Consider the following 13,063-nt stretch of genomic DNA (forward strand, 5'->3'; position numbering starts at 1 on the left):
CCGACACGCTCGCCCGACGGATGTCGTTGGCGGCAATCGACCGCACGAAGTCATCGTAGGTCGACGCGGCATTGCGCAGTAGATCCGCAATCGTGCTCACGATGTTGCCTCTTCGGCACCAATCGATCACATGCCGCCTGAATCGATCGCAGGCATGATGCGTGATGGAAGATCACACGCGACCAAAACGCCATCTTCGACACCCACCTGAATTAGCGATGAGGAAAATAAAATGCATCTCGGAAAATCGTACAAATTATCGGAATTCCTGATCTGGACTCGCTGGAAAATTTACGAACTTCTTATTTTCGGTTCCGTGCCGGTTGTTCTGTATAAATTCTTTTCCGTTACATGGTTGTCGATACCTCTGACGATCGTCGCTCTTCTAGGAACTGCGACGTCGTTTATCGTCGGCTTCAAGAACGTTCAAACGTACAACAGGGCAATGGACGCGCTGGAAATCTGGACGGATATCTTGAGCAAAAGCCGTCGCTGGGGTCAAATCGCGCGCGATTTTGTCACGGACGACGAGATTTCCCGAGAACTGGTATATCGACACCTCGCCTGGCTGACCGCACTGCGATATGACCTGCGTCGCTCCCGTATCTGGGAAAGCACGAACCAACGCTCCAATGCGGAGTACCGTCGGTTCTATCGCGTTCCGGAGTGGGAAACAGACATCAAGGAAATATTGCCAAAATACCTGTCTCCCTGTGAAACGGCACAGGCGCTCTCTTCTGCTTCCATCGCAACGTTCGTGCTGAGCCTGCAAGGCACTTCGCTCAAGACGCTTCACATGGCCGGCCAACTGAATTCGAACTTTTACATGGAGCTTCAAAAAACGATCGGAGACTTCATTGATCTCCAGTCAAGAGCGGAACGTTTCAAGAACTTCCCCTATCCGCGTCAGTACGCGACCGTCAGCTCCCTGTTCGTACGATTCTTTTGCCTGTCCCTTCCGTTCGGGCTTCTGAACGAATTCAACCGGCTGAATGATGGCGTGATCGGCTTCATGCACGGCAACATGGTATGGCTGGTGGTGCCATGCAGTGTCGCGGTTTCGTGGATGTACACATCGCTCGAGCAGGTTGGCGAAAGCACGGAGAATCCGTTTGAAGGCGGCGCAAACGATGTTCCCATTTCAACGCTGTGCAGCACGATCGAGCGCGATCTGAAAGCGATGCTCGGAGAACATGCCGGCGATCCGGCGAGCCACACGATCATTGCGCTATAGGGAGTCCGGCGTCTGTCGACCCGTCACCGGCCCGCGGGAAAGACATGCTGCGCGCCCGCCCCTCGATGCTTTCTTTCGCACGGCATCGTTTGCCGTACCTGGATCATTTGCCGCGCAATCCCCCCGTCGTCGATTGTTGCCGCAGAGACAACATGGTGAGGTCCTTTGCGACGCTACTGCCGCAAGACCACATCGCCTACGCTTGGCGCTGACGGTGGCCGTTCATGCTGCCTGCTGCAATCCGGGAAACAAACACGGCACCGCAAGAGAAACGTGCGAACGCGCGCGGCAAGTCTTTGCCGCGTTGCGCCTTCGCTCGTCATTGGCCGCGGCAGCAAAGGCTGCCGTGACGGGTGTGACACAGCACCTCACCAACCGAGGAACGATCCGTGACAGAAGAAGAAATCCGCAACAACGCGTTTGCGATGCCCGTGCACAACCCGGCGTATCCGCGTCCGCCCTTCCGTTTCATCAATCGGGAGTACTTCATCATCTCGTACGAGACGGACATGGACGCCCTCCGGGCCGTCGTCCCGGCCCCGCTGACGGTCGACAAGGCCATCGTCCATTACGAGTTCATTCGCATGCCCGATTCGTCAGGATTCGGTGACTACACGGAAAGCGGCCAGGTGATCTCCGTTCTGGACGAGGACGGCAATCGAGCCAACTTCACGCATGCGATGTACCTCGACGATGAAGGCCCGATTGCAGCCGGACGCGAAATCTGGGGATTTCCCAAGAAGCTGGCCACGCCGAAGCTCTGCGTCGATGGCAAGGACACGCTGCTCGGCACGCTCGACTACGGAACGCAGCGCATCGCCACCGGAACGATGGGCTACAAGTATCGCGCCCTTGACACGGCGGCCGAGCGCCGCAAGCTCGCCGACACACCCAACTATCTGCTCAAGGTCATTCCGCACGTCGATGGCTCGGCTCGCATCTGCGAACTGGTGCGTTTCTTCCTGCGCGATGTCGACGTGATCGGCGCATGGGAGGGGCCCGCCGCGCTCGAACTGCATCCACACGCACTCGCATCGGTTGCCGAGCTGCCGGTTCGCAAGGTGATCGGCGCGCGCCACGTCATTGCAAATCTCACGCTCGATATCGGCGAAGTGGCTTATGACTATCTCGCCCCCGCCGAGTCGTTGAAACTCGCGGTCAACCAGTAAGCTCCCGGAGGACGTATGGCACTGAATGACAAGGTCGCGCTCGTTACGGGCGCAGCAAGCGGCATCGGCGCGGTGTGCGCGCGCAAGCTCGCGGCAGACGGCGCGACGGTCGTGATCGCGGATCTGAACCTCGAGGCTGCGCGAAAGGTTGCCGACGATATCGTTACCAACGGTGGGAAAGCGTTGGCAATCGCAATGGACGTAACCAGCGAGGAAGCCGTCGATGCGGGCCTGGCCGAAACGGTGAACCGGCTGGGCGGAATCGACGTGCTCGTGTCGAACGCAGGCATCCAGATCGTCAACAGGATTGAGGACTACGCATTTTCCGACTGGAAGAAGATGCTGGCCATTCACCTCGATGGTGCGTTCCTGACGACCCGGGCCGCCATCAGGCATATGTATGCGTCGAACAAGGGTGGCACGGTGATCTACATGGGCTCGGTGCATTCGCACGAGGCCTCGCCACTGAAGTCCGCCTATGTGACCGCGAAACACGGGTTGCTCGGCCTCGCGCGGGTTGTCGCGAAAGAAGGCGGCCCGCGTGGCGTACGTGCCAATGTCGTGTGCCCGGGTTTCGTCAGAACCCCGCTGGTCGACAAGCAGATCCCCGAGCAGGCGAAAGCCCTGGGTATCTCCGAACAGCAGGTCGTCAGGGACGTGATGTTGAGGGAGACGGTCGACGGCGAATTCACGTCGCTGGCGGATGTCGCGAACACCGTTGCGTTCCTTGCCGGCTTCGAGTCGAACGCGCTCACCGGACAATCGATCGTTGTCAGCCACGGCTGGTTCATGCAGTAAGGAGAACACCATGTATTCGAGCCAGCGAAACAAGCTGACGCAGCCCCATCGCATCAAGCTCCCCGCCTATGACGAAATCGGGCTCGTGCTGCAGGGCGGCGGCGCACTCGGCTCATACCAGGCCGGCGTATACGAAGGTATGGCCGAAGTCGGTGTGGAACCGACGCGAATCGCCGGTGTATCGATCGGTGCGCTGAACACGGCGATCATCGCCGGCAATCCGCCCGCGGATCGAGCGGAAGCGCTGCGCGGCTTCTGGAACACCATCAGTCAGCCGACCGATCCGCTGTCACACGTCGGCGCGTACATGTCGGCGTGGTCCGGACTTGAAGACATGGGGCGCAGGTGGTCGAGCGCATGGGCCGCAACGCGCACACTGATGGAAGGTCAGAACGGATTCTTCTCTCCGCGCATGCGTGTGCCTTTCGCAGGGTTCGGCAGGAAACGCCCCGATCAGGTCAGCTATTACGACACGTCGGCGTTGCGTGAAACGCTTTTGCGGTACGCGAACTTCGATCGCATCAATGACGGGAACATTCGCGTATCCGTCGGGGCAGTCAACGTGCGAACGGGTAATCTCGTCTATTTCGACAATTCGAAAATGCGTCTGGCGCCGGAGCACTTCATCGCCTCCGGCGCACTGCCGCCGGGCTTTCCGGCCGTCGAGATCGATGGCGAGTTCTACTGGGACGGGGGACTGGTTTCCAACACGCCACTCACCGAGATCATCCGGGAAAGCCAGCACAAGGACACGCTCGTTTTCCAGATCGATCTGTGGAGCTCGCGAGGCAAGTTGCCGGGCGACTTCCTCGATGTCAGCGAGCGCACCAAGGACATTCAGTATTCAAGCCGCACGCGAGCCATCACGGCGTTCATGTCGCAGAACCAGAAGCACGCGCAGATGATCAAGGCGCTGCTCGAACATATTCCCGAAGATGTGCGGCTTGCGCACCCGTTGTTGCGAGAGGCGCAGAAGACGGCGGATGGCAGTGCGGTGAACGTCGTGCACCTGATCTACAAGAACAAGACGTTCGAGGGGCACTACAAGGACTATGAATTCAGCAAGGATACGATGCGCGAGCATTGGGCGAGCGGTCTCGAGGATATTCGGCGTTCGTTCGGACACCCGGAGTGGTTCGAGATTCCGAGCCGGGAAATCGGCTTCGTCACGCGGGACGTGCACCGCTATCGGCAGGACGTCAACGAAATCGACGGCCTGGGCAAGGACGTTTTGCCGGTATCGAAACACGCGTCGCAGGAAGAACTGTCCGTCGTCAGGTAGCGAACGATCTTCGAGGTCGGATATGTGCAAGCCTCAAGGAGAGCACCATGATGTCGCATGAAATGATCGCGAGGTACGGCACGCTGGTCGTCTTCCTGAACGTGCTCGGGTCTTCGCTTGGCCTGCCTCTGCCTGCCATACCGACGTTGATCACGGTAGGGGCAGGCATTGCGCTCGTCACGCACGTTGCGTCGTCGACGTTGCTGCATTTCTCGACGATACTGGGCGCCGCCGTGATTGGCGGCTTGCTCGGCGACCTGGTCTGGTTTCAGGGCGGCAAACGGTACGGCAAGCGCACGCTTCATACCGTTTGCAAATTGTCGCAGTCGCGCGAAACGTGCGTCAGGACAACGGAGCGCTTTTTCGGGCGCTGGGGCGTCCGCGTGCTCGTTGTTGCGAGGTTCGTACCCGGCCTGTCGCTCGTCGCCGTTCCGCTGTGCGGCGCGATGGCCGTCAGGTTGCGCTCCTTTGTCTTGCACGATTGCGCCGGCATTGCGCTGTGGGCGTCGATCGGACTGGCTATCGGCACACTGTTCGCTTCCCAGATCGACGTGATTTTCGCCCTTGTCGCCCGTCTCGGCTGGCGTGCGCTCATCGTGATCGCCATCGCACCGGTGCTGTATGTCCTGTATTGCTACTGTCGCAGACAGATGTTGGCAAACGCGCTCGGGAAGGCACGGATCAGCGCGGACGAATTGCATGCATTGCTCGCGAACCATCCGCGGCCGGTTGTGATCGATATCCGCTCCACCGAGCGAAGAATGCTCGATCCGTTTGTCATTCCAGGCGCCGTGATTGCCGATGAACGAAAGCACCGGCAGATCATGGCGTGCTATGGAACGAACCGGACGCTCGTCATCTATTGTGCGTGCCCGCACGAAGTGTCTGCGGTGTCGGTGGCCAAGCAGTTGCGGCTGTCCGGCGTCAAGCTCGCGTTGCCGCTCACCGGCGGTATCGATGCATGGCGCGTCGCGGGCTTCGACGTCGAGCCGATGATCGCGATGAACGACGCGGCAATCGGTGGTGACGAACGGAAACTTTTCACGCATTGACTGCAGTGGCGCCCCCAAGCGCCAGAGTAGCCGGGTAGCGCGCCGTTTCCGGCCTGCCAGGCCGGCGATCTGCTCGGCCACGGACAGCGCCTCCATTGCCTCGTGTATCCTAAAACGGCGCCACGACCTTTGCACTCCCGGTTTCAAGCCTCTTCCCGACACCAAACGACTTTTCCCTTGTACGCAGATGGCAAGGCACTGCATTGAGAACGTCGTCGCGCCTGTGTCGTAAGCGGCTCAGCGGTCCCAGCCCTTCATTCGTGTTCGCACGACGCATGATTTCCGGACCTTGGCGGAAGTCCGTGCAGACCATGTGAGCACGTGCCCGCGATCGGGTACCCTGAACCGGATGCGCCCCTCCGGCGTGATCGATGCCGTAGAATGATCGCGTGCGTTCCAACGGTAATTCCTGACGGGCCCCACTCATGTGCAATGTCGAACAACGCCTTCGCGAACTGGGCATCACGCTTCCCGCGATAGTCACGCCGCGCGGCAACTTTGCCTCTTACGTGAAGCATGGAAAGACGATTTATCTGTCGGGCAAAGGTTATCCCCTTCGCGCTCCGGGAGAGCCTGTTCCCAAAGTGGGCGCCGAGATCAGCGTTACCGAAGCGCAGCACCATGCACGCGAGGCGGCTATCTACCTCCTTGCGGTGATGAAGGAGGCGCTCGGAGGCTTCGAACAGCTCGATCAGGTGGTTAAAGTGCTTGGAATGGTCAATGCCGTCCCGGATTTCACTGAACACACCGAGGTGATCGATGGCGCATCGGATTTGTTTGTTCAGGTTCTGGGGGCCCGTGGCGTACATGCCCGATCGGCAATCGGGGTGGGCTCGTTGCCACGCGGTTTTGCAGTGGAAATTGAAGCGGTCGTCGAACAACGCTAACCGCACGCATCCGACAGTCAGCTGCCCGGAACTCCCGAGCCAATCTGGCGACCGAAACGCCAGGCTAGTCAACAGCCATCGCCAGACGACGCCGCAATTCCGGATCGTGATTTGGGCGTCGTTCGAGACAGCCCGGCTTCCCCATCGGCTCTGACCAAGTGGTGTCCATCAATTCGAAAATTATGGACACCACCTTGGGATCGATCCTCGCGGGTTTGGCGCATTCTGGCTCGACGGCGTACGAGTGATCATCACCATGCGATTCGAAGTGACCTTACTCAGTGCGCCCCTGCCGCTACCCCACCACCGCCCTTGCCGGGCTTGGTGAGCCAGACCAGCGGAATGATTACGATGAAGATGATCGACGACAGCCAGAAGATATCGTTCAGCGCGAGCATCGCTGCCTGCGCATTCAGCGCGCGTTCGAAGAACGTCGCGGCCTGATCCGTACTGCCGCCGAGCGTCGCGTGGAGCTGCGCGATCGCGCTCATATAGTCGGGATTGTTCACGCTCGACTGCTCGGCGAGTCGGGCATGGTGGAGGATCGTCCGGTCGTTCCACCCGGTCGAGATCAACGACGTGCCGACGCCGCCCGCGAACACACGCACGAAATTGGACAGGCCGGCGGCCGCCGGAATCCTGTCGGGCGTCAACCCCGACAGGATGATCGCGGTAAGCGGCGTAAAGAAGAGCGCCATGGGAATACCTTGCAACAGCGTCGGCAGCACCAGGGTATAGGGGTCGACGCTCGTCGTGTAATGCGAGCGCATGAAGAACACGCCCGCAAAACCGACGAAGGCCAGCGTCGCGAGCACCCGTGCATCGGACTTCGGCATGATCTTCGCCATCAACGGTGCAAGCAGCACGGCGAAGATCCCGAGCGGTGCTGTCACGAGTCCGGCGTCCACCGAACGATAGCCCAGATAGCCCTGAATCCATTGCGGCAGGATCACGAGGTTCGAGAAGAACACCGCATACGCGACTGAAATCGCAATCGTGCCGCCGCGGAAATTACGCACCGCGAAGAGGCGAATATCGACGATCGGGTTCTTCTCCGTGAATTCCCAGATCAGGAAGAACAGGAAGCTGATGGCAGCGATGACGGCAAGCGTGCAGATCACGGGCGAATTGAACCAATCGAGATCCTTGCCCTTGTCGAGCATGATCTGCAGCGACGCGACCCACACAATGAGCGACATCAGGCCGACCTTGTCGATGGGAAGCGTGCGCACGGGTGTCTCCCGGTCGCGATAGATCATCCACGTTACGCCGGCCGCGAACAGGCCGACGGGAATGTTGATGTAAAAGATCCACGACCAGCTGTAGCTGTCGGTGATCCAGCCGCCCAGCGCGGGACCGGCGATCGGGCCGACTGTCGCGGTCATCGACCAAAGCGCCAGCGCGGTCGAGCTTTTCTCCTTCGAATACGAGCCCAACAGGATCGCTTGCGAAAGCGGAATCAGCGGCCCTGCGACGACCCCCTGCAATACGCGCGCGGCGAGCAGCACGAGCAGGTCCGGCGCGACGCCGCACAACCACGACGAAAACACGAACAGCACGATGGCGGCCACGAACAACCTGATCTGTCCGACGCGCTGCGTGAGCCAGCCTGTCAACGGTATCGCGACGGCATTGGCCGCCGAGAAGAGCGTAATCACCCACGTGCCTTCGTCGACGGATACGCCGAGGTTTCCCGAGATGGTTGGAATTGCAACATTGGCAATGGATGAATCGAGCACGTTCATGAACGTCGCGAGCGCGACGGCGATTGTCGCAAGAACCAGCTTTCCGCCCGTCAGCGGTGGCGGTGCAGTTTGCATTGAGGAATTCATCTCGCTTTCACTCTGGAGGTTCGACCGGCCCGGCGTATCGATCGGGCCAGTCTGACGATTGAATCACCCGGAACGCGACTGCGAAGCGCGCGCCGGGCGGCGATTTAGCTTGCGCGCAGCTTTGCGCCGCGCGTGTCTCTTGCGTCGCGCTTTGCGGAGGTGGTCGACGATACGACGTGCCCCGTTTGCCCCGCATGCTCGATGACGATGTTTTGCGCAATGATCTTCTCGATCTCGGCATCGGCCTGCGCGCCGTATGCGGCAAACACGTCCGTGCGATACGACGTATTCATCGCCGCGCCGAGCTTCGGGCCCGTGTTGTCGCGCGTATCCACATCGACGTCCATCGACAGGCCGATACGCAGCGGATGCACTTCGAGTTCCTTCTGGTCGAGCTGGATGCGCGCGGGCAGACGCTGAACGATCTTGATCCAGTTGCCCGTCGCGTTCTGCGCCGGCAAGCTCGCGAACGCGCTTCCCGTGCCCGCCGAGAAGCCGACGACGCGGCCGTGATACTTGACTTTGCCGCCATACACATCGGCCGTCAGCGTGACGGGCTGACCGATGCGCATGTTGCGCAACTGGCTTTCCTTGTAGTTCGCATCGATCCACACGCCGTCGAGCGGCACGATCGCCATCAACGGGGTGCCCGGCGACACACGCTGGCCGACCTGAACCGAACGCTTCGCGACATAGCCCGTGACAGGCGCGGGCAGTACGTTGCGCGCGTAGGCGAGATACGCATCGCGCACTTTCGACGCGGCGGCTTGCACATTCGGATGCTGGTCGATCGTCGTGCGGCCGGTCAGTGCGCGGTTGGCTTCCGCCTGTTGACGCGCGGCGTCGAGCGCGGCCCGCGCGGCCGTCACGGTCTCGCGCGCGTGCGCGATGTCTTCGGCCGACACGGCGCCCGTACCGGCAACAGCCTGGCGGCGGCGCAGATCGTCCTGAGCGCGGCCCAGATCGGACTGCTTCTGGGCGACGTTCGCGCCGTAGAGATCGTTGTTCACGTAAAGACTGCTCACCTGCCGCACGGTCTGACCCAGCGTCGCTTCGGCATTGCCGAGCGCGACTTTCGCATCGGCGTTGTCGAGCGTGACGACCGGATCGCCCGCCTTCACGATCTGCGTATCGTCGGCATTCACGGCGACGACGGTGCCCGCCACCTGTGGCGTCAACTGCACGAGGTTGCCGCTGACGTATGCGTCGTCGGTGGATTCGTGGTAGCGCGCATACGTCAGGTAGTACACGCCATACGCGACCGACGACGCGACGACCGCCACGCCGAGCAACGCCAACAGCAGCCTGCGCCGCCGCGCAGCGGGTTCGCTTGCGACATCGTCTCCTCCAGAGGGCGACGGGTCATGATTCACGCGCGCGGCATCGACCGGTTTGCGAACCGGCGGGTTGATTTCGCTCATTTCAATTCTCCAGGCAGATTCGATGGATAGCCGCTCAGCGCGCGGCGACGGCACGTGTGTCGGATGCGGACACATCGGCGCGTGCCGCGGCCCCCGAGTCCACGAACGACATGTCGACGAAGCCGCCGCCCAGCGCGGACGCCAGCGCAATCTGCTGATCGCGGCGGTTCATGCGCAGATTCGCGACGCTCTGATTCGCGGAAAGCGCATTGACGTCGGCGTTCAACACGGTCAGTTGATTCGTGAGACCGGCCTTGTACTGCGCGAGCGCCAGCTCGGCGGCTTTCAGTGCGGCTTGTTGCGCAGTCTGCGCATCGACAAGCTGCGCATCCGTCGAACGCACGCCGGCGATTTGCGTGGCGACTTCGGTCAATGCGGTCACGAGCGCCTGGTTATAGGTCGCGACGGCGTAATCGAAGTCGGCGTAGCGTCCCTTCAGTTGCGCGCGGAGTTCACCCGCGTCGAAGATTGGCAGGTGGATCGCCGGGCCGACCGATGCCGTGCGGCTCGCCGCCGTCAGGAAGCGACCGAAGCCGAACGCATCGAGGCCGATCGCGGCGCTCAGGTTGATGTCGGGATAGAACTCGGCTTTCGCTTCCTTCACGTCGTGCGCGATCGCATCGACGCTCCACCGGGCGGCCACGATGTCGGGGCGCCGGCTCACGAGATCCGCAGGCAAATTGCCGGGCAGACGAACCTCGTCGCCCATGCCGAGCGCCGGGCGCGCGATCTGCAAACCGCGATCGGGACCGGCGCCAAGCAGCGCGGCGGTCTGATAGCGCGTCGCGAGAATCTGACCATCGAGCGATTTCATCGCGGCGCGGCTCGTCGCGAGATTCGCGCGTGCGGTCTCACGCTCGACCTGCGTGTCGAGCCCTGTCGCGATACGACCTGCGGTGATGCGATCGATCTGCTCGCGCCGATCGATCTCCTGTTCCGCGATGTCATGCGACATGTACAGGCGTGCAAGCTGGTTATAGGTGCGCGCGATCGACGTCGTGAGCGTCAGCCTGACCGTTTCCTCGTCGGCGCGGCTCGCCTGAAGCCTGGACACCGACGCCTTCAGCGCCTCGCGCTTCTTGCCCCAGAGGTCGAGTTCATACGAAGCGCTCAGGATGCCCTGGTTCTCCGTCTGCCATGACCCGCCATATGGTGGCGGAACGAGTGCCGTTCCGGAAAATTGCTGACGTGTGAGCGCGTAGCTGGCGTCGACGCGCGGCATCGTTCCCGCATGCGCGGATTCGCTATAAGCCTGCGCGGCAGCCACGCGCGCACGCGCCTGATCGAGCGTCGGGCTGCTTCTCAGCGCCTCGTCAACCAGTGCTTTCAGTTGGCCGTCGCCGAACTGATCGGCCCAATTGGCGTTGGGCCAATGGCCTCGCTCGAACGGAAGACTCTGCTGGGTCGCATACTGCTGCGGATCAGCCATCGCGGCATCGCCATGAATGCCCGCATAATTCACGCACGCCGACAACCCGGTCGCGACGAGCACCGGCACCCCCGACTTGAACACGCGTGACGTGTGTCGCCCGGCGATTGAAAAAATGTTCATTGCTCGTCTCGTCACGTAGTAGGCAAAGAAAACCGTTTGCAGAAAAAACGCTATTCGGGTTCGGTCCGGTATCGGCAGCAGCGCAGCGTGATTCGAGCGCTTTTCATCGCGACGACACGACGTCATGCGTGCGCGAGAAACAAGCATCTCGTTCGCAAACGCGAACAATGTTCTGATGCCCATCCACGGATTCCTCAAACCACGGCGTACCTGCTCACTGCGTCCGACGCCTTGTACGCACCATGTACAGAAGTGTTCGCAGTTGTTCGTCAGAAGCTGATATCGGTCTTCACCAAGGCGCGACCGGGCCCGCTCGACAACGGTCATTCCGGTATAAACGGCCTCCGGTTCCAGTTGAACACGGATGCCTTTGTTCGCCGCGAAGCGACGCAACGAGATGCATTCCACCGGGCACCGCCTGGTGGAACGATGAAAGCCGCCATAGTGAATAACCAGTCCGTTTCCCGCGTAGATTCCGTGGTGCGCATACCCTTCGCGCTCGCTGACGAGATGAGCGCCTGCTTCGATGCCGGGTTCGGTTCGAATCGGCGCCAGCGAAGTCATCAGCCAATCGATATTCAACGTTTCCATCGCAAGCCTCCGATTTCGTATGTGCGTCGTATTTCGCGTCGCCGATGGGCCGCTTGCACGCGCAAGTCGAAGAGTGGGTCACGGTCTTCCGGTTCGACGACAAAGCCGCTCCCGCCCGAAATACGTCTTTCGGAAGCAGTTGCCGTTGCATTCGCAACACTTCATTGGCGACGGAAAATCACGATTCGGGGCGCGTGCGTCGGGCGCTATCGAAATCGATGGCTCGTCGGCGCCCCTGATCAGCCGCATTGCCGTGCCGTAATACTAGGAGCCGGACCCATGCGCAGGTAGACCTGTATCGGAACACTTTCCCGTTCCTCATTGGCACCAATCCGCCCCGTCGCTGCATTCGTCGAGCGGTTGATGCCACCGATCGCCCCGTTCTCGCGTTATTGGTGCAGAGTGGGCAACACCATGCATCCCGAGCCGATCTGGTGCGGCGACTCGTCTTTGCCTAGCATGCAAGAGCGTTTGGCCCGTGTTTCGGATGGAGGTCATGGGGATCGACTTGCAGGCAAGACCTGCGCCATTGCGCTGATTCGCTTCGAAAAACGACGCACGGCCTCGACACGCAAGGTTCGAGAACCGCTCGCGTTGGCCAATACAAGCAACCGGGAGACATATGGAGAATGAGAGGTTGCAACCTCCGCCGCTGTCACTGCTCGACAAATACCGCGGGCGGGAATTCGCCGTGCTCTATACGACCACGGTCATGGTCTCTGGAGGCGAATCCGGGCACGGCCGTGCATCGGGCGTCGCGAGATCCGACGACGGCTGTCTCGTCCTTGATCTGCGGTTGCCCACCAGACTCGGCGGCCCGGGCGGCGGCACCAATCCCGAACAGCTTTTTGCCGCCGGCTACGCCGCGTGCTTTCACGGCGCGCTGAGCCTGCTGGCGCAACGTGAGCAGATCGACATCGGGGAGACGACCGTGGCCGTCGAAGTATCGTTCGGTCGTGATCCGGTCGATGGCGGATATGTGCTGAATGCCAACGTCACCGTCCGCATGCCGGGTGTCGACCTGCATGTCGCGGAAGGTCTTGTCCGCGACACTGAACGCCTGTGCCCCTACACGAAGATGGCGCGGCAGGGAATCTGCAGTGTCATCTCGGTATCGACCTGACTGCACGCCAACGATGTGCGATCGACCGCTGCACTCGACGGGCGATTGGTTCCGAAGCGGCAACAGAGTGCGCACGTCCCCGGCACTACTGGTCCCCGAGGCACGCGATTACGATGGTTGCC

General features: G+C 61.1%; 10 protein-coding genes. 7 read left to right on the forward strand and 3 right to left on the reverse strand.

Annotated features, from left to right (window positions below; all coding sequences use genetic code 11):
- Positions 1 to 232 precede the first annotated feature (232 nt).
- From ACV229_RS31760 to ACV229_RS31785, 6 genes are all read left to right on the forward strand, one after another.
- Complete coding sequence (locus ACV229_RS31760) at positions 233 to 1,234, forward strand: bestrophin family protein (protein ID WP_448087045.1); 1,002 nt, start codon at positions 233 to 235, stop codon at positions 1,232 to 1,234.
- A gap of 389 nt (positions 1,235 to 1,623) precedes the next feature.
- Positions 1,624 to 2,403, forward strand: coding sequence for an acetoacetate decarboxylase (locus ACV229_RS31765; RefSeq protein WP_448087046.1), 780 nt, complete (start codon positions 1,624 to 1,626; stop codon positions 2,401 to 2,403).
- Between the two features lie 15 nt (positions 2,404 to 2,418).
- Complete coding sequence (locus tag ACV229_RS31770; protein ID WP_448087047.1) at positions 2,419 to 3,201, forward strand: 3-hydroxybutyrate dehydrogenase; 783 nt, start codon at positions 2,419 to 2,421, stop codon at positions 3,199 to 3,201.
- A gap of 10 nt (positions 3,202 to 3,211) precedes the next feature.
- The gene (locus ACV229_RS31775) at positions 3,212 to 4,483 is read left to right on the forward strand and encodes a DUF3734 domain-containing protein (protein WP_448087135.1); all 1,272 of its coding nucleotides are present in this window, start codon (positions 3,212 to 3,214) and stop codon (positions 4,481 to 4,483) included.
- Between the two features lie 47 nt (positions 4,484 to 4,530).
- Entirely contained in the window at positions 4,531 to 5,535 is a 1,005-nt protein-coding gene (locus ACV229_RS31780) for a VTT domain-containing protein (RefSeq protein WP_448087048.1), read from the forward strand.
- Positions 5,536 to 5,960: 425 nt separating this feature from the next.
- Positions 5,961 to 6,422, forward strand: a complete 462-nt coding sequence (locus ACV229_RS31785; RefSeq protein ID WP_448087049.1) for a RidA family protein — start codon at positions 5,961 to 5,963, stop codon at positions 6,420 to 6,422.
- 278 nt (positions 6,423 to 6,700) lie between these two features.
- On the opposite strand, the gene ACV229_RS31790 is transcribed toward ACV229_RS31785, so the two are convergent.
- The 3 genes from ACV229_RS31790 to ACV229_RS31800 all read right to left on the reverse strand — a co-directional run bounded on the left by ACV229_RS31790 (position 6,701) and on the right by ACV229_RS31800 (position 11,818).
- A complete protein-coding gene (locus tag ACV229_RS31790) occupies positions 6,701 to 8,254 on the reverse strand; it encodes a DHA2 family efflux MFS transporter permease subunit (protein WP_448087050.1) in 1,554 nt (517 codons plus the stop codon).
- A 104-nt stretch (positions 8,255 to 8,358) separates the two neighbouring features.
- Positions 8,359 to 9,675: an HlyD family secretion protein gene (locus ACV229_RS31795; protein WP_448087051.1), complete on the reverse strand. Its 1,317-nt coding sequence runs from the start codon at positions 9,673 to 9,675 to the stop codon at positions 8,359 to 8,361.
- A 34-nt stretch (positions 9,676 to 9,709) separates the two neighbouring features.
- On the reverse strand, positions 9,710 to 11,818 hold the full coding sequence (locus ACV229_RS31800; protein ID WP_448087052.1) for an efflux transporter outer membrane subunit: 2,109 nt from the start codon (positions 11,816 to 11,818) through the stop codon (positions 9,710 to 9,712).
- A 622-nt stretch (positions 11,819 to 12,440) separates the two neighbouring features.
- Here ACV229_RS31800 and ACV229_RS31805 point away from each other — a divergent pair.
- Complete coding sequence (locus ACV229_RS31805) at positions 12,441 to 12,941, forward strand: Ohr family peroxiredoxin (protein WP_448087053.1); 501 nt, start codon at positions 12,441 to 12,443, stop codon at positions 12,939 to 12,941.
- Positions 12,942 to 13,063: the final 122 nt, after the last annotated feature.

It is taken from the genome of Burkholderia sp. MR1-5-21, from assembly GCF_053427715.1.

Excerpts from the sequence above, each read along its gene's own strand:
- ACV229_RS31795 (WP_448087051.1), bottom strand. The coding sequence starts at position 9,675 with ATGAGCGAAATCAACCCGCCGGTTCGCAAACCGGTCGATGCCGCGCGC.
- ACV229_RS31770 (WP_448087047.1), top strand. The coding sequence starts at position 2,419 with ATGGCACTGAATGACAAGGTCGCGCTCGTTACGGGCGCAGCAAGCGGC.
- ACV229_RS31785 (WP_448087049.1), top strand. The coding sequence starts at position 5,961 with ATGTGCAATGTCGAACAACGCCTTCGCGAACTGGGCATCACGCTTCCC.
- ACV229_RS31780 (WP_448087048.1), top strand. The coding sequence starts at position 4,531 with ATGATGTCGCATGAAATGATCGCGAGGTACGGCACGCTGGTCGTCTTC.
- ACV229_RS31805 (WP_448087053.1), top strand. The coding sequence starts at position 12,441 with ATGGAGAATGAGAGGTTGCAACCTCCGCCGCTGTCACTGCTCGACAAA.
- ACV229_RS31790 (WP_448087050.1), bottom strand. The coding sequence starts at position 8,254 with ATGAATTCCTCAATGCAAACTGCACCGCCACCGCTGACGGGCGGAAAG.
- ACV229_RS31775 (WP_448087135.1), top strand. The coding sequence starts at position 3,212 with ATGTATTCGAGCCAGCGAAACAAGCTGACGCAGCCCCATCGCATCAAG.
- ACV229_RS31800 (WP_448087052.1), bottom strand. The coding sequence starts at position 11,818 with ATGGAAACGTTGAATATCGATTGGCTGATGACTTCGCTGGCGCCGATT.
- ACV229_RS31760 (WP_448087045.1), top strand. The coding sequence starts at position 233 with ATGCATCTCGGAAAATCGTACAAATTATCGGAATTCCTGATCTGGACT.